Source organism: Ruegeria sp. (assembly GCF_965243365.1).
Lineage (GTDB): Bacteria > Pseudomonadota > Alphaproteobacteria > Rhodobacterales > Rhodobacteraceae > Ruegeria.
In genome coordinates this window covers 3,022,485-3,047,138 of sequence record NZ_CBDEUW010000002.1, presented here as the reverse complement: position 1 = coordinate 3,047,138, position 24,654 = coordinate 3,022,485, and the positions used below count along the sequence as shown (strand labels likewise).

General features: G+C 58.8%; 27 protein-coding genes and 1 tRNA gene. 16 read left to right on the top strand and 12 right to left on the bottom strand.

Translation table 11 applies throughout. The annotated features are described in order from the left end of the window. The first annotated feature begins 27 nt into the window (after nt 1-27). Nucleotides 28-447, top strand: coding sequence for a cupin domain-containing protein (locus ACP0GE_RS18830; protein WP_424833435.1), 420 nt, complete (start codon nt 28-30; stop codon nt 445-447). Nucleotides 448-477: 30 nt separating this feature from the next. Next, nucleotides 478-1,368: a fatty acid desaturase gene (locus tag ACP0GE_RS18825; RefSeq protein WP_424833434.1), complete on the top strand. Its 891-nt coding sequence runs from the start codon at nt 478-480 to the stop codon at nt 1,366-1,368. Here ACP0GE_RS18825 and ACP0GE_RS18820 read toward each other — a convergent pair. Continuing rightward, nucleotides 1,365-2,492 carry an anhydro-N-acetylmuramic acid kinase gene (locus ACP0GE_RS18820; protein ID WP_424833433.1) on the bottom strand — a complete coding sequence of 376 codons (1,128 nt, stop codon included), beginning with the start codon at nt 2,490-2,492 and terminating at the stop codon, nt 1,365-1,367. The genes ACP0GE_RS18825 and ACP0GE_RS18820 overlap by 4 nt on opposite strands. Nucleotides 2,493-2,612: 120 nt before the next feature. On the opposite strand from ACP0GE_RS18820, the gene tyrS reads away from it, so the two are divergent. Then, entirely contained in the window at nt 2,613-3,857 is a 1,245-nt protein-coding gene (tyrS, locus tag ACP0GE_RS18815) for a tyrosine--tRNA ligase (protein WP_424833432.1), read from the top strand. 75 nt (nt 3,858-3,932) lie between these two features. Here tyrS and ACP0GE_RS18810 read toward each other — a convergent pair whose 3' ends face one another. Further along, entirely contained in the window at nt 3,933-4,856 is a 924-nt protein-coding gene (locus tag ACP0GE_RS18810; RefSeq protein WP_424833431.1) for a hypothetical protein, read from the bottom strand. A 55-nt stretch (nt 4,857-4,911) separates the two neighbouring features. Between ACP0GE_RS18810 and ACP0GE_RS18805 the strand changes: the two genes are divergently transcribed. From ACP0GE_RS18805 to ACP0GE_RS18790, 4 genes are all read left to right on the top strand, one after another. After that, a complete protein-coding gene (locus tag ACP0GE_RS18805) occupies nt 4,912-5,160 on the top strand; it encodes a hypothetical protein (RefSeq protein WP_424833430.1) in 249 nt (82 codons plus the stop codon). A gap of 111 nt (nt 5,161-5,271) precedes the next feature. After that, nucleotides 5,272-7,056 (top strand): hypothetical protein, encoded by a 1,785-nt coding sequence (locus tag ACP0GE_RS18800; protein WP_424833429.1) that lies wholly within the window; start codon nt 5,272-5,274, stop codon nt 7,054-7,056. Between the two features lie 136 nt (nt 7,057-7,192). Then, complete coding sequence (locus ACP0GE_RS18795) at nt 7,193-7,948, top strand: 3-hydroxyacyl-CoA dehydrogenase (RefSeq protein ID WP_424833428.1); 756 nt, start codon at nt 7,193-7,195, stop codon at nt 7,946-7,948. Nucleotides 7,949-7,957: 9 nt separating this feature from the next. After that, complete coding sequence (locus ACP0GE_RS18790; protein WP_424833427.1) at nt 7,958-8,503, top strand: sugar O-acetyltransferase; 546 nt, start codon at nt 7,958-7,960, stop codon at nt 8,501-8,503. Nucleotides 8,504-8,531: 28 nt separating this feature from the next. Here ACP0GE_RS18790 and ACP0GE_RS18785 read toward each other — a convergent pair whose 3' ends face one another. The 3 genes from ACP0GE_RS18785 to ACP0GE_RS18775 form a co-directional block, all read right to left on the bottom strand. Next, nucleotides 8,532-10,340, bottom strand: coding sequence for an ABC-F family ATP-binding cassette domain-containing protein (locus ACP0GE_RS18785; protein ID WP_424833426.1), 1,809 nt, complete (start codon nt 10,338-10,340; stop codon nt 8,532-8,534). Nucleotides 10,341-10,408: 68 nt separating this feature from the next. Continuing rightward, nucleotides 10,409-11,149 (bottom strand): GNAT family N-acetyltransferase, encoded by a 741-nt coding sequence (locus ACP0GE_RS18780; RefSeq protein WP_424833425.1) that lies wholly within the window; start codon nt 11,147-11,149, stop codon nt 10,409-10,411. Between the two features lie 82 nt (nt 11,150-11,231). Further along, nucleotides 11,232-11,708 (bottom strand): outer membrane protein assembly factor BamE, encoded by a 477-nt coding sequence (locus ACP0GE_RS18775; RefSeq protein WP_424833424.1) that lies wholly within the window; start codon nt 11,706-11,708, stop codon nt 11,232-11,234. Nucleotides 11,709-11,792: 84 nt separating this feature from the next. Between ACP0GE_RS18775 and ACP0GE_RS18770 the strand changes: the two genes are divergently transcribed. The 8 genes from ACP0GE_RS18770 to ACP0GE_RS18735 all read left to right on the top strand — a co-directional run bounded on the left by ACP0GE_RS18770 (nt 11,793) and on the right by ACP0GE_RS18735 (nt 17,179). After that, a complete protein-coding gene (locus tag ACP0GE_RS18770) occupies nt 11,793-12,329 on the top strand; it encodes a YceD family protein (RefSeq protein ID WP_424833423.1) in 537 nt (178 codons plus the stop codon). A 204-nt stretch (nt 12,330-12,533) separates the two neighbouring features. Next, on the top strand, nt 12,534-12,740 hold the full coding sequence (gene rpmF / locus ACP0GE_RS18765) for a 50S ribosomal protein L32 (RefSeq protein ID WP_170570029.1): 207 nt from the start codon (nt 12,534-12,536) through the stop codon (nt 12,738-12,740). Between the two features lie 24 nt (nt 12,741-12,764). Beyond that, a complete protein-coding gene (gene plsX, locus ACP0GE_RS18760; RefSeq protein WP_424833422.1) occupies nt 12,765-13,850 on the top strand; it encodes a phosphate acyltransferase PlsX in 1,086 nt (361 codons plus the stop codon). Between the two features lie 24 nt (nt 13,851-13,874). Further along, on the top strand, nt 13,875-14,846 hold the full coding sequence (locus ACP0GE_RS18755; protein WP_424833421.1) for a beta-ketoacyl-ACP synthase III: 972 nt from the start codon (nt 13,875-13,877) through the stop codon (nt 14,844-14,846). A 96-nt stretch (nt 14,847-14,942) separates the two neighbouring features. Further along, complete coding sequence (gene ihfA / locus ACP0GE_RS18750) at nt 14,943-15,245, top strand: integration host factor subunit alpha (protein ID WP_008755922.1); 303 nt, start codon at nt 14,943-14,945, stop codon at nt 15,243-15,245. Between the two features lie 18 nt (nt 15,246-15,263). Continuing rightward, nucleotides 15,264-15,902 carry a MerR family transcriptional regulator gene (locus ACP0GE_RS18745; protein WP_424833420.1) on the top strand — a complete coding sequence of 213 codons (639 nt, stop codon included), beginning with the start codon at nt 15,264-15,266 and terminating at the stop codon, nt 15,900-15,902. A gap of 62 nt (nt 15,903-15,964) precedes the next feature. Beyond that, a tRNA-Pro gene (locus tag ACP0GE_RS18740) sits at nt 15,965-16,041 on the top strand. Between the two features lie 61 nt (nt 16,042-16,102). Further along, nucleotides 16,103-17,179 carry a 2'-deoxycytidine 5'-triphosphate deaminase gene (locus ACP0GE_RS18735; protein WP_424833419.1) on the top strand — a complete coding sequence of 359 codons (1,077 nt, stop codon included), beginning with the start codon at nt 16,103-16,105 and terminating at the stop codon, nt 17,177-17,179. A 3-nt stretch (nt 17,180-17,182) separates the two neighbouring features. Here ACP0GE_RS18735 and ACP0GE_RS18730 read toward each other — a convergent pair whose 3' ends face one another. The 6 genes from ACP0GE_RS18730 to argS all read right to left on the bottom strand — a co-directional run bounded on the left by ACP0GE_RS18730 (nt 17,183) and on the right by argS (nt 22,789). Continuing rightward, nucleotides 17,183-17,401: a hypothetical protein gene (locus tag ACP0GE_RS18730; RefSeq protein WP_424833418.1), complete on the bottom strand. Its 219-nt coding sequence runs from the start codon at nt 17,399-17,401 to the stop codon at nt 17,183-17,185. A 62-nt stretch (nt 17,402-17,463) separates the two neighbouring features. Next, entirely contained in the window at nt 17,464-18,120 is a 657-nt protein-coding gene (gene scpB, locus ACP0GE_RS18725) for an SMC-Scp complex subunit ScpB (RefSeq protein ID WP_424833417.1), read from the bottom strand. After that, nucleotides 18,113-18,907, bottom strand: coding sequence for a segregation and condensation protein A (locus ACP0GE_RS18720; RefSeq protein ID WP_424833416.1), 795 nt, complete (start codon nt 18,905-18,907; stop codon nt 18,113-18,115). The genes scpB and ACP0GE_RS18720 overlap by 8 nt, the downstream gene beginning before the upstream one ends. Continuing rightward, on the bottom strand, nt 18,897-19,904 hold the full coding sequence (nagZ, locus tag ACP0GE_RS18715; RefSeq protein ID WP_424833415.1) for a beta-N-acetylhexosaminidase: 1,008 nt from the start codon (nt 19,902-19,904) through the stop codon (nt 18,897-18,899). Before nagZ ends, ACP0GE_RS18720 begins: the two co-directional genes overlap by 11 nt. Continuing rightward, a complete protein-coding gene (locus tag ACP0GE_RS18710; RefSeq protein ID WP_424833414.1) occupies nt 19,901-21,004 on the bottom strand; it encodes an SPOR domain-containing protein in 1,104 nt (367 codons plus the stop codon). Before ACP0GE_RS18710 ends, nagZ begins: the two co-directional genes overlap by 4 nt. Nucleotides 21,005-21,043: 39 nt before the next feature. After that, nucleotides 21,044-22,789, bottom strand: a complete 1,746-nt coding sequence (argS, locus tag ACP0GE_RS18705) for an arginine--tRNA ligase (RefSeq protein ID WP_424833413.1) — start codon at nt 22,787-22,789, stop codon at nt 21,044-21,046. Between argS and ACP0GE_RS18700 the strand changes: the two genes are divergently transcribed. Then, complete coding sequence (locus ACP0GE_RS18700; RefSeq protein ID WP_424833412.1) at nt 22,788-23,474, top strand: hypothetical protein; 687 nt, start codon at nt 22,788-22,790, stop codon at nt 23,472-23,474. The two genes, argS and ACP0GE_RS18700, sit on opposite strands and share 2 nt — an antisense overlap. On the opposite strand, the gene ACP0GE_RS18695 is transcribed toward ACP0GE_RS18700, so the two are convergent. Further along, nucleotides 23,475-24,617, bottom strand: coding sequence for a deoxyguanosinetriphosphate triphosphohydrolase (locus ACP0GE_RS18695; protein WP_424833411.1), 1,143 nt, complete (start codon nt 24,615-24,617; stop codon nt 23,475-23,477). Between the last annotated feature and the right edge of the window lie 37 nt (nt 24,618-24,654).

Sequence of the window (24,654 nt, the reverse complement as noted above, 5' to 3'; positions counted from 1 at the left end):
TAATCGCGGCCAATACATGAGGGGCCCATGACCGCTGACCAGATCATCGAACACCTGAACCTGCAACGCCACCCCGAGGGTGGGTGGTATCGCGAAACCTGGAAAGCGGACAATCCGGGCCGCGCCACGGGAACTTGCATCTATTTCCTGCTGCAAAAAGGCGAAAACAGCCATTGGCACCGGGTGGATGCGACCGAGATCTGGCTCTACCACGCCGGTGCCCCGCTCGTTTTGTCGCTCAGTGAAACGGATCAGGGACCAGCCACAGACCACTTGCTGACCCCCGACCTGACCCTCGGTGCACCGCAACTGATCGTACCAAAGGGCCACTGGCAGGCAGCGCGCAGCACTGGCGAATACACTTTGGTCAGTTGCACCGTTTCGCCCGGTTTCGAATTCAGTGGGTTTGAGCTGGCCGAGCCCGGGTTCGACATACCCAGGGATTGATCCCACGCGTGGAGCGTTTAGTGTTTCTGTATGGATCATCGTGCGCTGATAGCTTCTCTGCCGGCGGAAACCAAAGACCGTCTGCAACAGAGATCGGATAAAGCCGGGCTCAGACATCTGGGCCTGTACGGGGCATTTATTGCCGCCTTGAGCACCTGCATCCTGCTTCAAGTGCCGCTCTGGCCACTTTTAATCCTGCCTCAGGGCGCGTTGCTGGTGTTTCTGTTTACTCTCAGCCATGAATGCACCCACAAGACCCCATTCAAGACCGGTTGGTTAAATGATGCGGTCGGGCATCTGGTATCCGTGCCCATTGCCCTACCCTTTGTCTGGTTCCGGTATTTCCACCTGGCCCACCATAAATGGACCAACGACCCCGAGCGTGATCCCGAACTGGGCGGCAAACCGCGACCTGATAGTTGGGTAAGCCTGCTGATCTATCTCAGCGGCTGGTTTTATTGGTCCGGAATGGCAAAAGTGCTGGTGTTGAACGCCTTGGGTCGTATTGATGCACCCTACCTGCCGCGCCGCCAGCACTCTGCAATGAAGACCGAGGCGCGGGTGTTACTGGGCACTTACGCGCTTGCCGCTGTCAGCCTGTTCTTTTCCTCTGCGCTGTTCTGGATCTGGCTGCTGCCTGTTCTGGTCGCGCAACCCATCCTGCGGCTGTATCTGCTGGCCGAGCACGGCTTATGCCCACCGGTCGCGAATATGCTGGAAAACTCCCGGACGACTTTCACCAACAGGATGATCCGGTTTCTGGCCTGGAACATGCCCTACCACGCCGAACACCATGCGTTTCCCAACGTGCCCTTTCATCAATTGCCCGCTTTCCACGACTGGACGCAGGCGCATTTGAAATCAACGTCGGATGGGTATTCGGAATTCACCGCCGATTACGCACGTTCCATCGTGCGTTAACGAGTTTGAAGGCTTCGTCGCTCTGGTGCTGACACTATTCCGCCACCGACCAGAGCGGCAACTCCGGTGGTTCCGGGGCCAGAAGTCGGCAACCCGCGCGCCACACGCACCGCAAGAAAGGCGAAAGCCTGCGCTTCCAACATGTCGCCGTCCAACCCCACGGTCTCAACCGGGTCGACCGCGCAGTCGAGTGAGACGCGCAACATCTCCATCAGCACGGGATTGTGCCGCCCTCCACCGGTGACCAACACACGAGAAGGTGGTTTGGGGCAATGCTCCATGCCCTGAGCGACGCCAGCGGCACACATCGCCGTCAAGGTGGCCACGGCATCCGCATCTGCCAAAGGAGCAACCAGCCCGGTCATCTTGGCGAAATCGTTTCTATCCAGAGATTTGGGGGGCATCCGGGCAAAGAACGGCTCGGCCAGAAACTGTTCCAAAACAGCCATTTCAACCGTTCCTTCCCGCGCCATTGCGCCGTCGCGATCCATCGGCTGGCCCCGTCGCGCCTGCATCAGGTCATCAACCGGTGCATTCGCCGGACCTGTATCGAACGCCAGCAACGCACCGGCGGCTTCGGGTCCGTCAAAAGACGGGTCCGCATAAGTCAGGTTGCCCACTCCGCCAAGGTTGAGAAAACACAAAGGCTCCGTCGCACCGATCCATTTGGCGCAGGCAAAGTGGAAGAAAGGCGCAAGCGGCGCACCCTCGCCTCCCATAGCCACGTCATCACTGCGAAAATCCCAGACCACGGGCAAACCCAGCGCCTGCGCCAAACCATTGCCATCGCCCACTTGCAGGGTTCCCCGGCCACGCGGTTCATGCGCCAATGTCTGGCCATGGAATCCGATCAGGTCGACCTCTTCGAAGTCCGACAGCACCTCAGCATGGGCCCGTGTGACCAGTTCTCCGGCAGCTTCAACCTGTGGTCCGTGCCACTGTCCCTGCCCCGCACGCAGCACGTCACGCTCCTCGGGGGCGTATGCGCGATAGCCGGTCTCTCCAAAGCCCAGAATCCGGTGCCCGTCTGTCTCGATCACGGCGGCGTCGACGCCATCCATTGACGTGCCCGACATCGCCCCCAACGCCCGAACCGCCCCCTGTTTCGCAATGGCCTTATTCATGGCCTTTTCCTTCTGCCCGATGCCGCGCCAACCCGGCGCACAAAATTGCGCTAAAACCCGGTTTTCACTCGTCTCAATGCCCTTTATACCGTGCAACGCAATTCAACCCTGAGGCAAGACATGACCTACCATCCCAAATCGGATTTCATCGCAGTGATGATGGAGCGTGGCTTTTTGGCCGACTGCACCGATTATCAGGGCCTCGACGAGGCGCTGATCAGCGGGGTGCAGACAGCTTATATCGGCTATGACGCCACGGCGCAGTCGCTGCATGTGGGTCACCTGATGAACATCATGGTGCTGCGTTGGCTGCAAAAGACCGGGCACAAGCCAATCACGCTGATGGGCGGCGGCACGACCAAAGTGGGCGATCCTTCGTTCCGGTCTGACGAGCGGCCTTTGCTGGGCCCCGAACAGATCGACGCCAATATCGCGGGCATGAGGCAGGTTTTCGCCAAGTACCTGTCCTATGACGACAGCGAGACCGGCGCGCTGATGCTGAACAATGCCGAGTGGCTGGACAGTCTGAACTACCTCGATTTCCTGCGCGATATCGGGCGGCATTTTTCGGTCAACCGGATGCTGTCGTTCGAGTCGGTCAAGTCTCGCCTGGACCGTGAGCAGTCGCTGAGCTTCCTTGAGTTCAACTACATGATCCTGCAGGCCTATGACTTCCTGGAACTGAACCGCCGCTATGGCTGTGTTCTACAGATGGGTGGCTCGGACCAGTGGGGCAATATCGTCAACGGGATCGACCTGACCCGCCGCGTACTGGAGAACGAAATCTACGGCCTGACTACGCCTCTGCTGACCACCAGCGACGGGCGCAAGATGGGCAAGTCGCAGGGCGGCGCGGTCTGGCTGAACGGCGATATGCTGTCGTCCTATGAGTTCTGGCAGTTCTGGCGCAACACCACTGACGCTGACGTGGGTCGGTTCCTGAAAATCTTCACCGAATTGCCGGTGGATGAATGCGACCGTCTGGCCGCACTGCAAGGGTCCGAGATCAACGAGGCCAAGATTCGTTTGGCCAACGAAGTCACCACCCTGCTGCACGGGGCCGATGCGGCGGCAACCGCCGAAGCAACCGCGCGTGAAGTGTTCGAAAAGGGCGGCGTAGGCGGAGACCTTCCGACCCTGACCCTGACCGATGCCGATTTGCCGATCTCTATCGTGCAGTTGATCGTGAAATCCGGTCTGGCGAAATCGGGCAAAGAGGCCAAACGCCTGATTGCCGAAAACGGTGCCAGACTGGATGACGCACCGCTGACGGATGCAGGGCTGATGGTTGACGCCGATGCCCTGTCCTCGCCGATCAAACTGAGCGCTGGCAAGAAACGTCACGCATTGGTGCAACTGGCCTAAGCTCAACATACCTTTATCAAAAAAAAACGGCCACCTGCTGAGGTGGCCGTTTTTCTTTTCGCCAGATGGCATTGTTCAACGCTTGCCCTTGCCACCACCTTTGCCGTGGCCGTCGCCTCCCTTGCCAGCGCCATTACCCTGACCGTTGTTGCCACCGCCATTTCCGGTACCGGGCCCGGAGCCACCGTTGTTACCACCGCCATTGCCGGGGTTCCCATTGTTTCCATTCCCGTTCCCTGGGCCGTCGCCACCTTTGCCTTTGCCGGGGCCGTCTTTGCCTTTACCACCGCCTTTGCCGGGACCGTCATCACCACCGCCGTCACCGGGGCCATCATCACCACCGCCGTCACCGGGGCCATCATCACCACCGCCGTCACCGGGGCCATCATCACCACCGCCGTCACCGGGACCATCATCACCGCCGCCGTCACCGGGACCATCGTCACCACCGCCGTTACCGGGACCATCATTACCGCCGCCGTCACTGGGACCGTCATCACCGCCACCGTCACCTGGACCGTCATCACCGCCGCCGTCACCCGGACCGTCATCACCACCGCCGTCACCGGGGCCGTCATCACCACCATCAGCAGGACCTTCGTCGCTGGGGTCATCGTCACCGCCTCCGCCAGGCGCGGTGTCGTCATCGCCGATTGGAGCATCCAGTTGCGCCAGCTCGGAACTGCGGTCTTCTCCTGAAAAGGCGCCACCGATGGACGTCGTAGGCAGATCGGTCAACAATGCCGTAAGGCCGGGGCACTGTGCCCCTGTGACGCTGAGTGTCGTTTCAAAGTCCGACCGCCTTTGCAGCCGCTCCAAAAAGCTGGGCGTGACCTGAGCGCAATCGCAGAGCGCCGCATGATCACCTGCATTCGCAAGATCGCGCGCCGTGCGCCAGTTGCAGGTCTCTGGTGCGGCAACCGCACTGCCGACCATCATCGCACCCATGACTGGCGCTGCAACCGTCGCCGTGACCGTGTATCTCGTTAACTTTCGCATATCGTTACCTCCTTCCACGCAAACACCTGAATGCGAGGGGTTCTTCGATCACGAAATGGACAACCTGCATGAAGCGAAGATAAAGATTGCCTTACAATCCCTTGAGAACTTGGCAAAAGCGGTCACCGGAAATACTACTGTTTGGAGCCGCGCGCCCTCGCACGCGGTCGGTTATTCAATGATCTTTGCGAAGCTCTCCCCTGAAAACCGGGAGTTTGTTTCCAAGCGATCTTCAAAGCATCAAATACGGGCATTTTTGCCAGCAATCTGGAATGAAAACCTACTAAATCTGGTATTGACTTGACAATGCACTGCCACTTGTCGACTTTCCGGCCAAGGCGAGCAAATTCCGTTTAATCGTGTTCTATCAGAAGCTCTTTGGCGCGAGTGGTCACAGGTCAGATTACCGGTCGGTATGAAACAGTTTTTCACAAAAAACAGTGAACTGGTATTTCTATCATTCATCATGCTGGCAATGTTGCTGGTTCGTTTTGCCAAGCTCTCTACAGGTTTTGATCCGGAATATGATCAATCCATGTTGCTGGCGAATTTTCCGCTGGAACACCCGTCCGATGTTCTGCGACCGCTGCCCTATTTTGAACAGACGACGACGTTGGGCCACGCAATCCTTATGGATGGGTTGGCACGCGTGTTTGGGCCCGAAGGCATGGCGCGCGTTCATGCCATCCGGCTTGTCACCCTTCTGGTGTTCACAACCTCGCTTTTCTGGCTGTATTTCCCGCTACGCAGATACCTTTCGCCGATAGAAGCGCTGCTTTCCATCGTGCTGATTGGAAGCTCGCCAACCGCGCTGACCTTTGCCGTAAACTCCAAACACTACGCATTTGAGTTTGCGGCCACCGTCGCGATGCTGGCAGCGGCACAATGCTATCTGAGGCGCCCAAACCTGAGAAGCGCGATCGGCGTTGTTGCCGCTGGCATATTTGCTGCGTTCTTTGCGTTTGTCGCACCAGTCATCATCGCCGTGGTTGGCATTGCCACCCTTGTTGCCCAAGCCACAGAAACAAAACGGCATCAGCAGACACTCTGGCGCGACCTGACCCGCACGCTGGTGCTGGGCGCGGTCTTGATCACCATCTCTGCCGGCTTTTACTTCGGATATACAAGAATTGTGACGGCATTCGATTTCGCGGCCTACTCAGAACGCGACGCTGCAAAATATATCGAGCTCGACAACCCGTTTTCACGGCAATCGGTCCGAAACTCTCTGGAATACGCAACCTATTTTTTCAAACTTGTGGAAGTGAGCTTCCGGGAATTTGAAACTCTTAGGTACAGGCAGTACATTCCCTACTTTACTCCGGTCTTGCTGCTGTACTTCGTCGGCCTCAAAGCGCTCTGGCACAGATCTCCGTTTCTGGTCACCGCAGCGATTCTCACCCCAGCTACAACTTTGGCGCTTAACCTTGCTCAGGCCTTTCCGCTATCCGGGGTGCGTCAGCACATTTTCGCGGCACCTCTGGTCGTGCCGGTTGTGGCTGTGGGTCTGACAACAGCCGTCAGATGGGTTGCGGACAGGATTTCCGCCCCTGCACTGGCGAACGCCGCACTTTTTTCCTTGATGGCTGTCGCAATTCTCTTGTCGGGCATTGGCGCTTTCCACGATCGAGGGGTTGTCGCACGCCTTGTCGATGAAATGGAAAACTCGGATGCCCCGATATGGGTGTATTATGGCGGGCAACCCATTCTGCGGACACTTCGTCCGGATTGGATGGACGGTGAAAACGGGCGGGTCCAGGGACTTCTTAACCACAACAGCAGCACCGAGCGCTGGACACTTCAAGCACGCGTCCCAGACGACACCGGCATGATACCGGACTACTATGTCTCGTCTTCACGGACCATTGCGCAGCCCGAGAGGCTCTGGATGGTTTTTTCCATGTGGTATTTCGACATAGCGCGCACAGCGGGCCTTGAAGTTTTCATCCAGCACGCGCGTGGACGTGGCAAAGATTGCGCCATCTGGCGAAATTCCCACCGGACCGTGGTCGCATATTGTGGCCCAGAGGCCGAAGTCGCCATCTTGAGGGCACGCACGATACGTGACCAAAGCGCGGAATGGGAAAGCTGGGTTCAATCGGGCGCTTGGATTCAGTCTGTCAAAGGGGGAACTGGACAGCTACTGCGCGGCGAAGACGGCCCGGTGGTTGCTGGTGGTAAGGTCACTTCGACGTATTAGCGTTTGCTGTCCAACGGCACGCACATGAAAGTGCCGCTACTCCCTTTATCAGCCTGTTCTCTGCTCGCACTACTAGACAGATAGCTCAGGTTCCTATTATTTGAACAAGTGTTCAAATCAGTTGAGGGGAATTTGCATGCAGATGTCCACCACGGCCGCCGTCATCACCGGCGGTGCATCCGGCCTTGGCGAAGCCACCGCACGATACCTGACAGAGCAAGGAGCACAGGTTACCATCCTTGATCGCGACGCCGACCGGGGGGCACAGGTCGCATCCGAGATTGGGGGACACTTCGCGCAGACGGATGTGACGAATGAAAGCTCGGTATCGGCGGCGATGGCTCACGCAGTCAGCAAGATGGGCCGGATCACGGCGGCTGTGAACTGCGCCGGAATCGCATACGGGATCAAAACTGTCGGCAAAGATGGCCCACACCCGCTGGACGCGTTTCAGCAAACGATTGACGTAAACCTGATCGGCAGCTTTAACGTAGCCCGGTTGGCCGCTGCCGAGATGGCCCGAAATGACCCCGAATCCGACGGCGCGCGCGGTGTGATTATCAATACCGCTTCGATCGCGGCGTATGACGGACAAAAAGGTCAGGCAGCCTATGCCGCGTCCAAAGGTGGTGTGGTGGGCATGACTTTGCCGATGGCGCGCGACCTGGCCTCGACCGGTATCCGTGTCATGACAATCGCGCCGGGTATTTTCATGACCCCAATGCTGGCCGGATTGCCGGAAGAGGTGCAGCAGCAGTTGGCGGCAGACGTTCCCAACCCGGCCCGTCTGGGCGATCCCCGCGAATTCGGGCGCCTGGCTGGGTTCATCATTGAGATGGGTTATCTGAACGGAGAGGTCATCCGCATCGACGGTGCGTTGAGGATGCGCTAAACCCTGCGCATGACCGAACGCGAGAAAATGGAAGCGGGCGAATGGTATTGCTGCCTTGATCCCGAGCTGGACGGGTTGCGCGCCACAGCCCGCCGCGCCGTGCATGCCCATAACACCAGCGAGCCCGACGGACGGGCCGGTATGGCACCTGCCTTGCGCGCACTGCTTGGAAACGCAGGCCATGACTGCCTGATCGAAGCCCCCTTTCACTGCGCCTATGGCCTCAATATCCACTTGGGCAGCGGCGTTTACTTCAACGCAGGCTGCACCATTCTGGACACTGCGCGCGTTCAGATCGGCGATGGCAGCATGTTCGGACCGCAGGCCCAGATCTACTGCGCGCAACACGCCAAAGACCCGGTTGACCGCGCCCGGGGTCTGGAAATCGCCCGGCCTGTGACTATCGGCCAGAACGTCTGGGTCGGGGGCGGTTCGATCATCCTGCCCGGCGTAACCATTGGCGATCACGCGATTGTTGGCGCCGGGGCAGTCGTGACCAAAGACGTAGCCGCCGGATGTACAGTGATCGGCAACCCGGCGCGCGCAATGGGCTGATACACGGCGATCTGCGCGCCAAGCTCGCCTAAGCGTTCTCGGCCTTCTCTTCCAGCATCAGCCATTCTTCTTCAGCCGCCGAAAGCCTTTGCTGCCGCTCGACCAGCGCCTCAGAGGCCTTTTGGAACTTGACCGGCTCGCGGGTGAACAGCTCAGGATCGGACATCAGATCTTCCAACTTGGCGATCTCCGCCTCAAGGCGTGTGATTTCGGCGGGCAGTTTTTCCAACCGGTGCTTTTCCGAGAAAGACAGGCCTGGTTTCGGCTTTGCTTCCTGCTTGATCTTTGGCTTGGAAGGCTTTGCCTTGTCAGAATTTTTTTCCACAACATCGCCGCGCTGTGCGACGTAATCGGACCATCCTCCGGCATAGACAGTGGCGCGCCCGTTACCCTCCATCGCGATGGTGGTGGTCGCCACGCGGTCCAGGAAATCCCTGTCATGGCTGACCAGCAACACGGTGCCGTCATAGTCGTCCAGCAGTTCCTGTAGCAGGTCCAGTGTTTCGACATCCAGATCGTTGGTCGGTTCATCCAACACAAGCAGGTTCGAAGGCCTCGCCATCAGTTTGGCCAGCAACAGTCGGGCTTTCTCGCCACCCGACAGGGATTTGACGGCAGCGCGGGCCTGTCGTTCGTCGAACAGAAACTCCTTGAGGTATCCAACCACGTGTTTGGGCTGCCCGCCCACCATCACCTGATCCGCCTTACCCGAGACACGCATTTCGGGATCGCTGGTCAGGCTGTCCCACAGGGTCATTTCAGGGTCCAGTTGCGCGCGGGTTTGATCAAAAACGGCAACTTCCAGATTGGTGCCCAAAGAAACTGAACCTTCGTCCGGCGCCTCTTGTCCCAATAGCATCTTCAACAGCGTGGTCTTCCCTACACCGTTTGGCCCGACAAAGGCCACACGATCCCCGCGCTGAACCAGCAAATCAAAGTTGCGCACGATCTGAGTGTCACCAAACCCTTTGGCCAGCCCTTTGACCTCGATCACTTTACGGCCCGACTTCGGCCCGGCCTCCAGCGTCATCGCGGCCGCGCCCTGACGCTTGATCTGGGCGGCTTTTTCGGCACGCAGCGCCTGTAACGCGCGCACCCGCCCCTGATTGCGCTTGCGCCGGGCGCTGATGCCTTCCACGGCCCATTTGGCCTCGGACTTGATCAGGCGATTCAGCTTGTGGCGCTGCTGGTCTTCTTCTTCCCAAACCTTGTCGCGCCACGCTTCAAACGCATCGAACCCTTGTTCCTGACGCCGCACCGAACCTCGGTCAATCCACAATGTCGCGCGTGTCAGCGCGCGCAAAAAGGCGCGGTCGTGCGAGATCAGGACGAAAGCCGCCCGCGTCGCCCCAAGCTCGCGCTCCAGCCACGCAATCGCTTCGATATCCAAATGGTTGGTCGGCTCGTCCAACAGCATCAGATCCGGAGCCTCGGCCATCAACTTGGCCAACGCCGCGCGGCGCCGCTCACCACCTGACGCCGTCTCAACCGGGCGCGAGGGGTCGAATTTCAATCCCTCGCCAGCGCGCTCCACCTTGTACAATTCGCCCGGTTCCAACTCGCTGGAGGCGTAATCGCCCAGAGTTGCGAACCCTTCCATGGTCGGGTCCTGCTCCATATAGCCCGCGGACTTGCCGGGCGGGACAACGATTTCTCCCTGATCGGCCTCAACCAGACCGGCCATCACTTTCATCAAAGTGGATTTGCCCGACCCGTTCCGCCCCACCAGCGCCACACGGTCGCCGGGCTGAACCACCAGATCCAGTTCGGAAAACACCGGCTCACCCCCGAAGGTCAGGGAAATGCCGGACATCTGTAACAAAGGAATTCTCGCCATGCCCGCCAGCTAAACCGGCTGACCCAACGCGTCAACGCCCCTGCTTCACCTTTTCCCAAATACTCAAATCACCTGGCCACGGCCCGCAGCAAACGTTTGCGAGCCGGGGGAATCGCCCCAATCTCAAGCCCGGTGAACACATGCAGCGTGTTCATGTGTCGATCTACCACCGCGTGATCACTGACCCAGCCGCCCATCATCAAGTAGGTCCGCAGCAAGGGCGGCATCCGCAGCATCGCCTTCTTCGCGTCCGGCCTGCGCCGCAACCGCGCCGCAAAGCGGAACACATCCGGAGCCTTAACCCTTGGCAGCCAGCGTTTCGGTGCCAGATGGCGGTGCTTGAGCATGGCAAAGGCGTCCAGATACTGCTCGGTCTCGGTCCCTGCGAAAGACGAGCAGCCAAACAGCAATTCGACCTGGTTCCGGTCCACATATGTGGTCATCGCACCCCAGGCGACACGCAGAATGTCGGGATCGGTCCAATCCGGGTGAATGCAGAACCGCCCCATTTCAACCATCTGGCCGTCAAAGCCCGCCAGCGCGGACAGATCATAAAACTGCGCGGAATAGCTATTCCCAATCTCAGACCCGCCCTGCATCGTAAGCATCCGGAAACAGCAGACCAGTTGACCGCCTGCCTTCGAATCTTCCACCAGCACATGGGTGCAGAGATCGTCGTACTGATCGCGATCAGTACTCTCGGTTCGAAATGCCAGGGTACGCAAGGCCTGCGCGGCCCTGATATCTTTTTGAGTTTGCGCCAGCCGGGCGCGATACCGCCCTTTGCTCAACAACACGTTTCCTGCCATGGGCGCATCCTCCGCGGTTGCCGACCCTTGTGCTTCGTTGCACGTCCCATATCACAGGATGTGTGACCATCCTGTGACGAGATCAAGTGCCGTCGATTCCCGGGATGTTCGCCGGGCCGAAGTTGCCGATATTGCCAAGCAGTTGCCGCAGGAAGCCTTTGTTCTGAACGCTGGAATCCGTCACGCGGCGCTCCAGAACAACAACATAGCCGTCCTCAAGGCCAAACCGTTCAATGTTCCGCACGACCCCGCGCTGATCGAAACTGACCGCGACCAACTCACGCGAGACAACTTTCGGTCGTTTGGGGCCGCGATAGCGAACGCGCGACGCGACATAGTAATAACCGGAATCCCGCAAAACGCCCGATGAGCTGGGCGCACCTAGCGTTTCCAGCACGGAATCGCGTGTATCCACGCCCACCTTGATCTCGGCAAGGTCTTCCGCCGGAGGAATATAGCCGTGATTCTTGAAAATCGGCGAGCATGCCATCACCGCCAGAAAAGCGCCAAAGGCCAGTGTTTTAAACACCGGTTGCGGTTTGATTGTCACCTTCACCATTCACACCCTCTTGCCTTGGCACCTTGCGGCTTCTATCCGATTACAGAAACCGTTGCCTTGGTTCAACAGAGGAAAGGGTCACGAATGGCCGGACCGAAACCGTTGCGCGTCGCAGACTTGCAGCAAAACACCCCCACCGGGTTCGATTTGCGTCCCGGGACCGAACTGATGGAGGCGCTGAAACAGGAGCTTGGCCTGCAAGGTCTGCGTAAACTGTCTTTTACCGGGCACGTACAGGCCCACGGTAAGCGCGACTGGGTTCTGACCGGCAAGCTGGGCGCAACCGTCATTCAACCCTGCGTGATCACGTTGGATCCGGTCACCACCCGCATCGACATCCCCGTGCGTCGTGTCTTTCTGGCCGAGTGGGACGAACCCGACGAGCCCGAATTCGAAATGCCCGAAGATGACGAGACCGAGCCTATGGGCGAAGAAATCGACCCCTATCAGGTGATGGTCGAGGCGCTGTCGCTGGCTTTGCCCCAATATCCGCGCAAGAAGGATGCCGAGGTTGAACAGACCGGCTATACTGAACCAGGCAAACGGGCGATGACAGATGAAGACGCAAAACCCTTTGCCGGGTTGGCGGAATTGCGCGACGCACTCAAAAAAGACGAGTGACAGAGGTCTGATTTCCTGTCATAGCAGACGGTCAGAAAAATCGCTTGAACATGTCGAGAATCGCAGTATTTTCGCGCGCTCATCGGATTTAGGGTTGGACAACGTGGGGCATGTACCCTAAACGCGCGTCAAACCACGATAAACGAAATATGAAACCCGGTCGGCGGCGATTCTGCTGACCCTCAGTAGACAAAGGTTGAGACCATGGCCGTCCAACAGAACAAAGTTTCCAAGTCGCGTCGCAATAACCGCCGCGCACACGACGCTCTGGTTGCTGCAAACCCGAACGAATGCCCGAACTGTGGCGAGCTGAAGCGCCCGCACCACGTTTGCGCATCCTGCGGCTATTATGACGATCGTGAAGTCGTTGCTCAGGCCGACGAAATCGATCTGGACGAAGACGCAGCCTAAGCCTGATCGAGTGCAGGCCAAGGTATGACGGATCAGCCCTCGCAAACCGAACGGATTGTCATCTCGGTTGACGCGATGGGTGGAGATTCGGGCCCTGCCGTTGTTGTTGCGGGCATCGCCAAGTCCGCCGACAAGAATCCCAAGATCGGGTTCATTCTGCACGGTCAGGAAAGCGAGCTGCGCAAACTGGTTGCCAAACGGCGCGTCCTTGAAGGGCGCGTCGTTTTTCGTGATTGCCCGGATGTGGTCACGATGGAGGACAAACCCAGTCAGGTTGTCCGCAACGGCAAGCAGACCTCAATGTGGTCGGCGCTGGAATCGGTGCGTCAGGGTGAAGCCCATGGCGCCGTGTCCTGCGGCAATACCGGTGCGCTGATGGCGCTGTCGATGATGCGGCTGCGCAAGTTACCTGGCGTCAACCGCCCCGCCATCGCCATTCTGTGGCCTTCGCGCAACCCGCAAGGCTTCAACGTGATGCTGGATGTGGGCGCAGATGTACGGGCCGACGCCAAGGATTTGCTGCAATACGCTCTGATGGGGGCGTCCTACGCTCGCAATGGTATGGCGCAGTCCCGGCCACGCATCGGCTTGCTGAATGTCGGCACTGAAGAACACAAAGGCCGCGCTGAACTGAAAGAAGCCCATGCGCTGATTGCGGATTTCGCCGACCAGGCGAATTTCGATTTTGTCGGGTTTGTCGAAGGCAGCGACATCCCGGGTGATAAGGCGGATGTCATTGTAACAGATGGGTTTACCGGCAACGTCGCGATCAAGACCGGCGAAGGCACGGCCAGCCTGATCGGTGATCTCTTGCGCCAGGCGTTCAAATATTCGCCCCTGTCCCGGCTGGCCTCGATCCTGGCAATCACCTCACTCAACCGGTTAAAGAAGCGGATCGACCCGCGCCGCGTGAATGGTGGCGTTTTCCTTGGTTTGAACGGCACGGTGATCAAATCTCATGGCGGGGCCGACGCTACAGGCGTTTCAGCGGCGGTCAAACTGGCCTTTACACTGGCCGAATCTGGATTCTCGGAAAAGTTGGCTGCACGGGTTGCATCCACAGCCCAGCTTGAACAAGATGCCGCGCAAACTGCGTCGCAGTCGGAATAATAACTAAAAAGGCAGTACCCCAGCATGGCAGGCCGCTCAGTTGTTGTAGGTGTCGGGCATTATCTACCGGAACGTATCGTACCGAATGCCGAGTTTGAAAAAACGCTGGACACCACGGACGAATGGATTCGGACACGTTCGGGTATCGAACGCCGCCACTTTGCCGCCGATGACGAAACGACCTCGGACCTCGCAACCCATGCCGCCCAGGCCGCACTGGCGGATGCAGGGCTGTCGGCTGATGACATCGATGCGATTGTTCTGGCGACCTCGACTGCTGATCTGACTTTTCCATCTGCCGCAACAATGGTTCAGGCGCGGCTGGGCATGACCAACGGATTCGCCTTTGACGTTCAAGCGGTGTGCGCCGGATTCGTTTTCGCGCTGAGCAACGCGAACGCGCTGATCCTGTCCGGGCAGGCCAAACGGGTTCTGGTGATCGGGGCCGAGACCTTCTCGCGAATCATGGATTGGAATGACCGGTCGACCTGTGTGCTGTTCGGTGACGGTGCCGGCGCGCTGGTGCTGGAGTTGCAGGAGGGTGAAGGCACCTCGCAGGATCGCGGTATCCTTGCGACTGACCTGAACTCGGATGGGCGTTATAAAGACCTGCTTTATGTCGATGGGGGCGTATCGACCCAATCCACCGGTCATCTGCGCATGCAGGGCAATCAAGTCTTCCGCCATGCTGTTGAAAAGCTTGCTAAAACAGCGGAAGTTGCACTGGAACGGGCCGAGCTCAGTTGCGATGATGTGGACTGGATCGTCCCGCATCAGGCCAATATTCGCATTATTCAGGGCACCGCAAAGAAGATGGGCCTGCCGATGGAGCGTGTTGTCGTCACCGTGCAAGACCACGGCAATACTTCGGCTGCATCCATCCCACTGGCCCTGTCGGTTGGCAAACAGCGTGGCCAGATCAAGCAAGGCGATCTGATCGTAACCGAAGCAATCGGCGGTGGACTGGCCTGGGGCGCTGTTGCACTGCGCTGGTAACAGGCACAAACCGGCTTACACAGCCGCCTGCAATTCATTGATATTGACAGCGAATTTTGCATCGCCATATGCTTCGAAATCAACAGGGGAAAAAGCATGGGCGATAAAACACTGACCCGAATGGATCTGAGCGAGGCCGTCTTTCGTGAGGTTGGCCTGTCACGCAATGAAAGTGCACAGCTTGTAGAAAGCGTTCTGAACCACATGTCCGACGCGCTGGTGCGCGGTGAGCAGGTGAAGATCTCGTCTTTCGGCACCTTCAGCGTTCGGGACAAAACCGCCCGTATCGGCCGCAACCCTAAAACCGGTGAAGAGGTTCCGATTCAGCCTCGCCGCGTTCTGACCTTCCGCCCGTCGCACCTGATGAAGGATCGCGTTGCAGCCGGGAACCGCAAGTAACACCCGAGGCAAGCCAAGATGAGCAAGTCCCCCGATGCCTTTCGCACCATTAGTGAAGTTGCGGATTGGCTGGGTGTCCAAGCCCATGTGCTGCGCTTCTGGGAAAGCCGCTTTTCGCAAGTCAAACCGGTGAAGCGCGCCGGAGGGCGCAGGTATTACCGGCCCAACGATATGCGCCTTTTGGGCGGCATAAAGAAGTTGCTTCATGATGACGGCATCACCATCAAAGGCGTTCAGCGCATCCTGCGCGAACAAGGCGTGGCGCATGTGGCCGCCCTATCTCCCGATCTGGACGATGACGCACAGCAGGCCGCGCCTGTAGTTGACGGTACCGTCGCGCAGGCGGACACAGTCGACGGCACAGTTGTTCCCTTGGATACTAAACCGGACCCACACAAGGACCGCCAATTTGGTCTGGATTTGCAAAGCCCGCCCCCCGTGGCAAATGGCGCAGATGTTTCAGCACCAAAAGCACCTGTCGCATTGACTGAACCAGCAGGTGTCGATGATCTGGATACGGCACCTTTGATGGGCGGAATTGCTTCGTTGACGTGGCAGGTGTCCGACTTCGACCCGCAGGTCCTGCGCCGGATTGCGCCAATCGTAAAAGACCTGCGCGCCTGGCTGGACCGGGTCGAAACCCAACCGGCGGGATAAGAATAAAAGGCGATGATTTCCTCTTGCCCCTGCCGGGAAAGTCTTTATGAACACTCCAACGTCGGGCTATGGCGCAGCCTGGTAGCGCGTCCGTCTGGGGGACGGAAGGTCGCAGGTTCGAGTCCTGCTAGCCCGACCAAATTACACCGACGTATACGGCACACAGGCCAGATCCCGCTCTGGCACATGAGGGGATCGAGATGACAGGTGTATGCCCAAACCAGCAGATCGAAGCGATGATCGCAACGGGTGAGATCGCCGCCACCTCTGCTGTTTTGCCCGAGCAAATTCAACCGGCAAGCCTTGATTTGCGATTGGGAACAGTAGCTTACCGGGTCCGCGCCTCGTTTCTGGCTGGCGAAGGGCGTTCTGTTGCGGATCGTCTGGCCGAGTTTGAGATGCACCGTATCGATATCTCGGAAGGTGCGGTTCTGGAAAAGGGCTGCGTCTATCTGGTGCCACTGATGGAATCGCTGGCCCTGCCCGGCGATGTGACTGCCGTGGCAAACGCCAAAAGCTCGACCGGGCGGTTGGACCTGTTGACCCGCACCATCACCGATGGCGGAACCGAGTTTGACCGGGTTCCCGCTGGATATACCGGCCCGCTTTACGCCGAGATTTGTCCCCGTTCCTTCTCGGTCCTCGTCCGCCCCGGAATGCGGCTGAACCAGATCCGGTTCCGCAAGGGGCAAGCCGTGCTGAGCGACGCAGAGCTGATGGCATTGCACGCCGAATCTCCGCTGGTTGACGGACCTGCGGTCATACAGGACGGGTTGGGGTTTTCGGTTGATCTGCAACTGCCCGACACTGATCTGGTCGGGTATCGCGCCAAACCGCATACCGGGGTTATCGATCTGGATCGCATCGGTGGCTACGCGCCGCAAGACTACTGGGAAGAGGTCCGAACAACTGACGGGCGGATCATCCTTGATCCCGGCGCGTTTTATATTCTGGTGAGCCGCGAGGCGGTGCACATACCGCCCCTTTACGCCGCTGAAATGGCACCCTATCTGGCCATGGTCGGTGAGTTCCGCGTGCATTATGCGGGCTTCTTCGATCCGGGCTTTGGCCATGCCGCCGCCGGAGGCGCAGGATCTCGCGGCGTGCTGGAAGTCCGCTGCCACGAAGCGCCATTTGTACTGGAGCACGGGCAGGTTGTCGGGCGGCTGGTTTACGAGAAAATGGCCGAGATGCCGACGCAGCTATACGGTGCCGGGATTGCGTCGAACTATCAGGGACAGGGCCTGAAACTCTCCAAGCATTTCAAGGCTGTATGAGGGTCAAAACCTCATGAACCGGCGCATCTGACGGGTGATCTGCTGCGCCTGTTTCATGCTTTTCTGTTGCTGAGCCGCGCCCGGATTGCGGGGTTTGTTCTGCCCACGCTCAGGGTTTTGCCCAGACCTGCCCGCCCTGTTCATCCCCGCGCCGATCCCCCGGGTCACAAAGCGCCGCATCACCTGACGCAGGATCATGTTAATCAACCGATTGGCATTCATCGCTCTCTCCGTCTCTTGTACAATGAGATAGGGCAATCTTTGGGAATTAAAGGGCCTGGTGCTCAGTCTTCCTCGAACAGCTCGGTCTGATCTTCTTCTTCGTCCTCATCACGCCCATCCCCCAATGGGATCGTGCCGGGTGGCGGGCGATTTTCCAGCAATCCAGCGGCGCGCAATTCCTTCAATCCCGGCAGGTCACGCGCATTTTCCAGCCCGAAATGGTCAAGAAACTCTGGCGTCACGACAAAGGTGACAGGACGGCCCGGCGTCATACGCCGGCGGCCCAACCTGATCCATTCCATTTCTAACAACTGGTCGATGGTCCCGCGCGACACGGAAACACCCCGAATTTCTTCGATCTCGGCCCGCGTGCAGGGTTGATGATAGGCCACGATGGCCAGCGTCTCGATTGCAGCACGGCTGAGCTTGCGGGTCTCAACCGTTTCTTTTTGCATCAAAAAGCCCAGATCAGGCGCGGTTCGGATCGCCCAAGCCTCGCCCACGCGAACCACGCGAACGCCCCGCCCCTCATACCGTTTCTGAAGCATTTCAACCGCTTGCGCCGCGTTGCTGCCATGGGGCATCCGCGCTTCAAGATCAGCAATCGTCACCGGCTCGGCACTGGCGAACAGCACGGCCTCGACCATGCGTTCCTGCTCGGCCATCGGCGGCGCTTCGAACAAGGTGCCGCTGCCTTGGTCTTCGGGGGCGTCAGTCACGGGTCTCGGTCCTCTTGCGCAGTTGAATCGGAGCAAAGGTGTCGCTCTGCTTCATCTCCATTTGTCCTTCCTTCACCAGTTCCAGCGAGGCCGCAAAGGTCGCAGCAGTCGCCGAACGTCGCCGCACCGGATCGGCATCCCACCCCTCGGGCAGATAGGTTTCCATATCCGTCCATGTCCCGGCAAATCCAATCAACGGGCGCATGCGATCCAGCGCCTGTTCCATGGTAAAGACGGCATCGCGATCCATTACAAACGGACGGAACTCGTCCCGTGTACGGATACGGGCATAACCCTGCATCAGATCCAGCAAAGTTGCCGAATAGGTCACCGTGCGGATGCGGGTGACGTCTTCGCCCTGCCCGCGTTTGAAAAAGTCTCGTCCCAGTTGATCCCGCGCCATCAGGCGCGCGGCGACATCGCGCATCGCTTGCAGGCGTTCCAATTGAAACGCCAGATGCGCGGCCAGTTCCTCGCCGGATGGTCCTTCGTCATCCGGATCAGGCGGCAACAGCAGACGGGATTTGAGAAAGGCCAGCCACGCGGCCATGACGAGGTAATCGGCGGCCAGTTCAATCCTCAGCGCGCGGGCTTTCTCGACAAAAGCCAGATATTGCTGCGCCAGCGCCAAGACGGAAATCTTGCGCAGATCGACCTTCTGTGTCCGCGACAAGGTCAGAAGAACGTCCAACGGGCCTTCAAACCCGTCAACGTCAACGATCAGCGCTTCGGCGGCCAACCGATCGGCGACCGAGACCGGGTCTTCGCTGAAAAGGTTATCGTTCATAGACCTGCCCGCTCATTAGGCGAGATAGTTCCGCCTCGGCGGCAGGGATGTCAAGTTCCTGCGGTGGTTTGCGCATCGCCAGAGCCCGATCCGCGCGGGATTGCGCCGCATCTGACATCTGACCCGCAGTTTCCATGACCTGCGCGCGAGCGTCGAAACTGCCATTGCAGTGCAAAACCACATCACAGCCCGCTGCCAACGCCTTTTGAGCGATCTCAGCAGGCGTACCGCTTAGCGCTTTCATCGAAATGTCGTCGGTCATGATCAACCCGTCGAACCCGATCCTGTTGCGGATCAAGTCGAACATCACCGGCGAAATCGTCGCGGGCTGTGCATCAATTTGATCATAGACCAGATGCGCCGTCATCCCCATGGGCAAGTCGTTCAAGGACCGGAACGGAGCAAAGTCCATCTGCTCCAATTCTTCCAACGACAAATCCACATGGGGCAGATCATGATGGCTGTCCAATGTGGACAACCCGTGCCCCGGCATGTGCTTTATGACCGGAAGAACCCCTCCATCCAAGTGACCCAGGGCAACAGCGCGCCCAATTTTGGAAACCTCTTCAGGATCAGAACCATAGCAGCGATTCTTCAGAAACTTATGCGTATCATCACGCGCCAGATCCACCATAGGCGCGCAGTTGCTGTCGATTCCCAATGAGAATAGCTCATCAGCAATCAGGCGATACCGCAGATACATGGCGCGCTCGGCCTGATCCCCGGCCTTGGCGGTGTGTTCCAAAGGCGGCAACCACTCGCGTGCCAAGGGCGCGCGCAGGCGCTGAACACGCCCGCCTTCCTGATCGATTGTGATGGGGCAATTCCGCCCGACAGCCTCGCGAAAATCATCGCACAGCGCCCGCACCTGATCCGCATCGTCGATGTTGCGTGCAAACAGGATGAACCCAAACGGGTTCATCTGGCGAAACAGCGATCTTTCTTCGGGCGTCAGCCGAAACCCTTCGGCATCGGTGATGACAGCTCCGAAATTCACCGCACGGCGACCGGGATACAGTCTGCGCCTTGCGCCACCAACGCTGCGCAGAATTGTCGCGAGTCGCTTACGTCATCAAACCCCAGCACGCGCAGCCGATAAAAAGTGCGGCCACCGCTTGAGGTTTTCTGGATAACGCGCTGTTTTCCATCCATATATTCACCGAACTGGCCGCTAAGGCGCACCCATTCCGCCTGCGCCACGTCCGAGCTTTCGTAAGCGCCCAACTGCGCCAGCCGGGTACCTTTGGGCAACGAATTCGGGTCCACATCCAACCCGACTGCAGCTTTGACGGCCGCGTTTATTGCAGCTTCGGTCGCACTGTCGGTTGAAATCCCGCTGGGCGCTACCCGTGCCGGGCGGGTTTGGGGACGTAAGGATCGGCGCACACCTGGCAATGCCGCAAGCGCCGGATCGGGTTGTTGCGCTGCAAAATCGGCTGGATCAATCGCCGGTTCTTCCTCGGGCACGGACAGAGACGCCAATTGCACGCCCGGCTGGGCCGGCTGATCGGTATCAGGTGCCTCGCCCGCCAGTTCCGCAACCACTGAATCCACTGCGTTTTGCCTGAGCTGATCCGCAACTTCTTCTTCCACCACGTGAACCGCCGGAGTTGGCTCAAACGCGCTCATCGGGATATCTTCGTCGGTCAAGGAAACCGGCTTGGGGGCAAGGATCAAACGATCCGCTGGGGCTGCGGCAGTTCCAACTGCCGCCACCGCATTCACAGCCAGCCCCTGATGATCTGCCGGTGTACCGCCCGGGTTTTCGGGCTGAATACGCATCGGACCCTCGGCGGCGCGCACAACCGGAACGCCACTGACGTCCCGCATAACCAACTCATACCCCCAAACACCGATGCCCGCGACCAAAGCAAGCGACGCGGCAGCGCCGAGCATATTGACCAGACGGCCCAGTCCAGCGCCGGTTTGCGGCGCCTCATCATAGGCATACATCTCATCGGGATCATCATACGCATCCTGAGGATGCGGTTGATTCGTGTAATGCATCTGCTCAGGGCGTGGTTGCCCTGAGTAATTGTAACTCGCCATATCCGCCTCACCGCCCGTTTCGCACCTAAAATTGGGCGCGCGGGTCATTTCTTGCCTACCTCGTACCGGCGGTTCGGGCGATATTGGTTACCGCATCTCCTGCGCCGGAGTAACGCCAAGAATACCCAAGCCTGCTGAAATCACAACAGAAACAGCGCGGGCCAGAGCGATTTTCGACTGGCTTGTGGCAACATCGCCATCCTGGATGAAGCGCAGCTGGGTCTCTTCGTTGCCCTTGTTCCACAAAGCGTGGAAATCCCCTGCCAATTCATACAGGTAAAAGGCCACCCGGTGCGGCTCATTGGTCCGCGCGGCGATTTCGACCAGACGCGGCCACTCGGCCAGCTTCTTGGCCACTGTCAGCTCGGATGCGTGATCATTCTTGCTCAAATCAGCGCCTGCAAGAGCTGCGTCATCGGCCGCAATCCCAGCCTCAGCCGCGCGGCGCAGCACGCTCATGACGCGGGCATGGGCGTATTGGACGTAGAACACCGGGTTCTCACGGCTTTGCTCCAGCACTTTGTCGAAATCGAAATCCAGCGGCGCATCGTTCTTGCGAGTCAGCATCACAAACCGGGTCACGTCCGGCCCCACCTGATCAACCACATCGCGCAGGGTGACAAAGTTCCCGGCCCGCTTGGACATCTTGAACGGCTCGCCGTTCTTCCACAGCTTCACCAACTGCGTCAGCTTGATGTCCAGTGGCACCTTGCCGTCGGACAGGGCAGATACGGCCGCCTTCATCCGTTTGACATAGCCGCCGTGATCCGCACCAAACACGTCGATCAGCGCGTCAAAGCCACGGCTCACCTTATCATAGTGATAGGCAATATCCGGGGCGAAATAGGTCCACGAGCCATCCGACTTCTTGACCGGGCGGTCTACATCATCACCATGCTCGGTCGATTTGAACAGGGTCTGCTCGCGCGGTTCCCAATCCTCGGGCTTTTTGCCCTTCGGCGGCTCCAGAACACCTTCGTAAATCAGGCCTTTCTCGGTCAGCGACTTCAGCGCGGCTTCGATCCGACCGGTGCCGTAAAGCGACTTTTCCGAGAAGAACACGTCCATCTCAACGCCCAGCGCCTTCAGGTCGGCGCGGATCAGGTCCATCATCGCGTCGGTCGAAAACTCGCGGAGCTCTTGCAGCCATTCGCTCTCGGGCTTGTCGATCAGGCTGTCGCCGTACTTCTCTTTGATCGCCTCACCAATCGGGATCAGATAATCACCGGGATACAGACCCTCAGCAATCTCGGGGCTCAGCCCATTGGCTTCGCGATACCGCTCGTAGGCGGACCGCGCCAGCACATCCACCTGCGCGCCGCCATCGTTGATGTAATATTCGCGGGTCACGTCATGGCCGGAATAGGCCAGCAGGCTCGCCAGAGCATCGCCGAAAACAGCCCCCCGCGTATGCCCCACATGCAGCGGCCCGGTCGGGTTGGCCGAGACATACTCAACGTTGACCTTCTGCCCCTGCCCCATGGTTGATCGGCCATAGTCCGCGCCCTGCTCCAGCACCGCCGCCAGAACGCCCTGCCAGACCGACGGAGACAACCGCAGGTTCAAAAAGCCCGGCCCGGCCACCTCGGCACTGGTGATCCGCTCATCAGCAGCCAGTTTCCCGGCCAGCACATCGGCAATGTCGCGCGGCTTCATCTTGGCCGGTTTCGCCAGCACCATCGCAGCATTTGTCGCCATGTCCCCATGCGCCGCATCGCGCGGAGGCTCGACCGCCACGTTATCAAAGCTCAGCCCCTCGAGCAGAGCACCTTCGGACTGCATCTGCGCCAGCGCGTCCAATACCAGGCCGCGGATCTCGGAAAACAGGTTCATGTCGGATGTCCTTTTGCTTGCCCGGCGGTTTACCACGCAAGGCGCCAAGGTCAATGGAGGCCTAAAGTTTGAGCTTGGATTACCACCAAAGCCCGATAGTGTCGGCATAATTCTGTTGACCGGAGTCCCACCGATGCGCCTTACCTTGTCCCTAAGCCTGCTCTTCACAGCCGCCATGCCCGTCTGGGCCGAAATGCCCGCGCCTAAAGGTCACGTGCTGCTGACACTGGGTGGTGCGGTAACCGAAACCAACCTTCCCGCGCGCAGCGAAAACGATGGCGGATTATTGGGTTACCTCGAAGTGCAGCATGAAGGAGCGGCAGGTTTCGATGCAGTAACACTGGACGGGCTCCAGCAATTCGAGATTGCAATCGCCTATGGTCCAGAGGGCAATCAGCGCGACATCACATTTTCCGGTCCCCGCCTGTCTGACGTGATGACCATGGCTGGGGCTGACGGGAAAACGGCAAAACCTATGGCCATGGATGGCTATCAGGCCGAGATTCCCTGGAGCAGTATTGCAGCACATCAGCCCATTGTGGCGACGCATGCCAACGGCAGCCCTATGGGGATCGGCGGCTATGGCCCGACCATGATCGTTTTCCCGCCCACCGACGACGTTGATCTGGCCCAGGAACAGGCCAGCCAACAGGTTTGGGCACTGGCCTATATCGGCGTCGAGTGATCAGCGCCCGGTCAGGCGCGCATGATCTTGTAGGGCAAACCGGTCTGTCATCCCTGCGATGTAGTCAGACACAATACGCGCCAAGACTGTTTCAGTCTCAGCGGCTTCAATTGTGTCGTGCCAGCGAACCGGCATCTGCTTGGGGTCTTGCAAGTAAATCGGGAAAAGGTCTTCCACGACCTTGCTGACCTCTTCCCGAACCTTCATCACACTGGGCGCACGGTACATTTTGGCAAACAAAAAGGCCCTGATTTCCTTGAGTTGGCCCCAGAGCACAGTGGAAAACTGGATAACGGGATAACCCAGATTGCGAATATCCTCGACCGATTGAGCGCCCGAGTCAGCTATCAGATTCCGTGATGTGTCGATGACATCGGACACCATGACCCCAAAGACGCGCCGCAAAGCCTCGTGCCTGCGACGATATGGGTCCAGCCCCGGATATTTGCTGTCCACTTCGGCATAACAATCGCCCACGATGGGCAGGTCCTGGATCCCCTCATCAGTAAACAGGCCTGCACGCAACCCATCCAGCAAATCATGGTTGTTGTAGGCAATATCATCGGACAAAGCAGCCACCTGCGCCTCGGCACTGGCATGAGTGCGCAGCTCCAGATCAAACCCCTGATTGCATTCCGCCAAAGCCCACGGCAGTTCACCCCGCACGGGGCCATTGTGCTTTGCAATGCCCTCAAGACACTCCCACGTCAGGTTACATCCGTCGAAATCGGCATAGTGGCGTTCAAGTTTCGTAACGATTCGAACGGCCTGCGCATTATGATCAAACCCGCCATAAGGCTGCATCAAAGCGTGCAGCGCATCTTCTCCGGTATGCCCAAAGGGGGTGTGGCCCAGATCATGCGCCAATGCCACGGCTTCGGTCAGCTCAGCGTTCAACCCAAGAGCCCCGGCAATTGTCCGCGCCACCTGCGCAACTTCTATCGAGTGGGTCAGGCGGGTCCGGTAACTGTCGCCCTCATGCTCAACAAACACCTGCGTCTTGTGCTTAAGCCGCCGAAATGCGCTTGCGTGAATGATCCGGTCCCGATCGCGCTGAAAGCATGACCGGAAACTGCTTTCCTCCTCCGGTACCATCCGCCCCCTTGCGCGGCCCGGATCCGAGGCAAAACCTGCTCTGTCCAAAGGTCTTGTCCTTGTCGCCTGTCCTTAGGTTCCATAT

What these genes read in the sequence shown, in the direction of transcription:
- ACP0GE_RS18790 (WP_424833427.1), top strand. Translation starts at nt 7,958, where the DNA reads ATGACCGAACGCGAGAAAATGGAAGCGGGCGAATGGTATTGCTGCCTT.
- ACP0GE_RS18805 (WP_424833430.1), top strand. Translation starts at nt 4,912, where the DNA reads ATGGACAACCTGCATGAAGCGAAGATAAAGATTGCCTTACAATCCCTT.
- ACP0GE_RS18785 (WP_424833426.1), bottom strand. Translation starts at nt 10,340, where the DNA reads ATGGCGAGAATTCCTTTGTTACAGATGTCCGGCATTTCCCTGACCTTC.
- ACP0GE_RS18710 (WP_424833414.1), bottom strand. Translation starts at nt 21,004, where the DNA reads ATGACCCGCGCGCCCAATTTTAGGTGCGAAACGGGCGGTGAGGCGGAT.
- ACP0GE_RS18720 (WP_424833416.1), bottom strand. Translation starts at nt 18,907, where the DNA reads ATGAACGATAACCTTTTCAGCGAAGACCCGGTCTCGGTCGCCGATCGG.
- ACP0GE_RS18730 (WP_424833418.1), bottom strand. Translation starts at nt 17,401, where the DNA reads ATGAATGCCAATCGGTTGATTAACATGATCCTGCGTCAGGTGATGCGG.
- ACP0GE_RS18745 (WP_424833420.1), top strand. Translation starts at nt 15,264, where the DNA reads ATGAGCAAGTCCCCCGATGCCTTTCGCACCATTAGTGAAGTTGCGGAT.
- ACP0GE_RS18800 (WP_424833429.1), top strand. Translation starts at nt 5,272, where the DNA reads ATGAAACAGTTTTTCACAAAAAACAGTGAACTGGTATTTCTATCATTC.
- ACP0GE_RS18770 (WP_424833423.1), top strand. Translation starts at nt 11,793, where the DNA reads ATGGCCGGACCGAAACCGTTGCGCGTCGCAGACTTGCAGCAAAACACC.
- rpmF (WP_170570029.1), top strand. Translation starts at nt 12,534, where the DNA reads ATGGCCGTCCAACAGAACAAAGTTTCCAAGTCGCGTCGCAATAACCGC.
- ACP0GE_RS18700 (WP_424833412.1), top strand. Translation starts at nt 22,788, where the DNA reads ATGTCGGATGTCCTTTTGCTTGCCCGGCGGTTTACCACGCAAGGCGCC.
- ACP0GE_RS18755 (WP_424833421.1), top strand. Translation starts at nt 13,875, where the DNA reads ATGGCAGGCCGCTCAGTTGTTGTAGGTGTCGGGCATTATCTACCGGAA.
- ACP0GE_RS18735 (WP_424833419.1), top strand. Translation starts at nt 16,103, where the DNA reads ATGACAGGTGTATGCCCAAACCAGCAGATCGAAGCGATGATCGCAACG.
- tyrS (WP_424833432.1), top strand. Translation starts at nt 2,613, where the DNA reads ATGACCTACCATCCCAAATCGGATTTCATCGCAGTGATGATGGAGCGT.
- plsX (WP_424833422.1), top strand. Translation starts at nt 12,765, where the DNA reads ATGACGGATCAGCCCTCGCAAACCGAACGGATTGTCATCTCGGTTGAC.
- ACP0GE_RS18775 (WP_424833424.1), bottom strand. Translation starts at nt 11,708, where the DNA reads ATGGTGAAGGTGACAATCAAACCGCAACCGGTGTTTAAAACACTGGCC.
- ihfA (WP_008755922.1), top strand. Translation starts at nt 14,943, where the DNA reads ATGGGCGATAAAACACTGACCCGAATGGATCTGAGCGAGGCCGTCTTT.
- ACP0GE_RS18825 (WP_424833434.1), top strand. Translation starts at nt 478, where the DNA reads ATGGATCATCGTGCGCTGATAGCTTCTCTGCCGGCGGAAACCAAAGAC.
- ACP0GE_RS18780 (WP_424833425.1), bottom strand. Translation starts at nt 11,149, where the DNA reads ATGGCAGGAAACGTGTTGTTGAGCAAAGGGCGGTATCGCGCCCGGCTG.
- ACP0GE_RS18820 (WP_424833433.1), bottom strand. Translation starts at nt 2,492, where the DNA reads ATGAATAAGGCCATTGCGAAACAGGGGGCGGTTCGGGCGTTGGGGGCG.
- ACP0GE_RS18830 (WP_424833435.1), top strand. Translation starts at nt 28, where the DNA reads ATGACCGCTGACCAGATCATCGAACACCTGAACCTGCAACGCCACCCC.
- argS (WP_424833413.1), bottom strand. Translation starts at nt 22,789, where the DNA reads ATGAACCTGTTTTCCGAGATCCGCGGCCTGGTATTGGACGCGCTGGCG.
- ACP0GE_RS18810 (WP_424833431.1), bottom strand. Translation starts at nt 4,856, where the DNA reads ATGCGAAAGTTAACGAGATACACGGTCACGGCGACGGTTGCAGCGCCA.
- ACP0GE_RS18795 (WP_424833428.1), top strand. Translation starts at nt 7,193, where the DNA reads ATGCAGATGTCCACCACGGCCGCCGTCATCACCGGCGGTGCATCCGGC.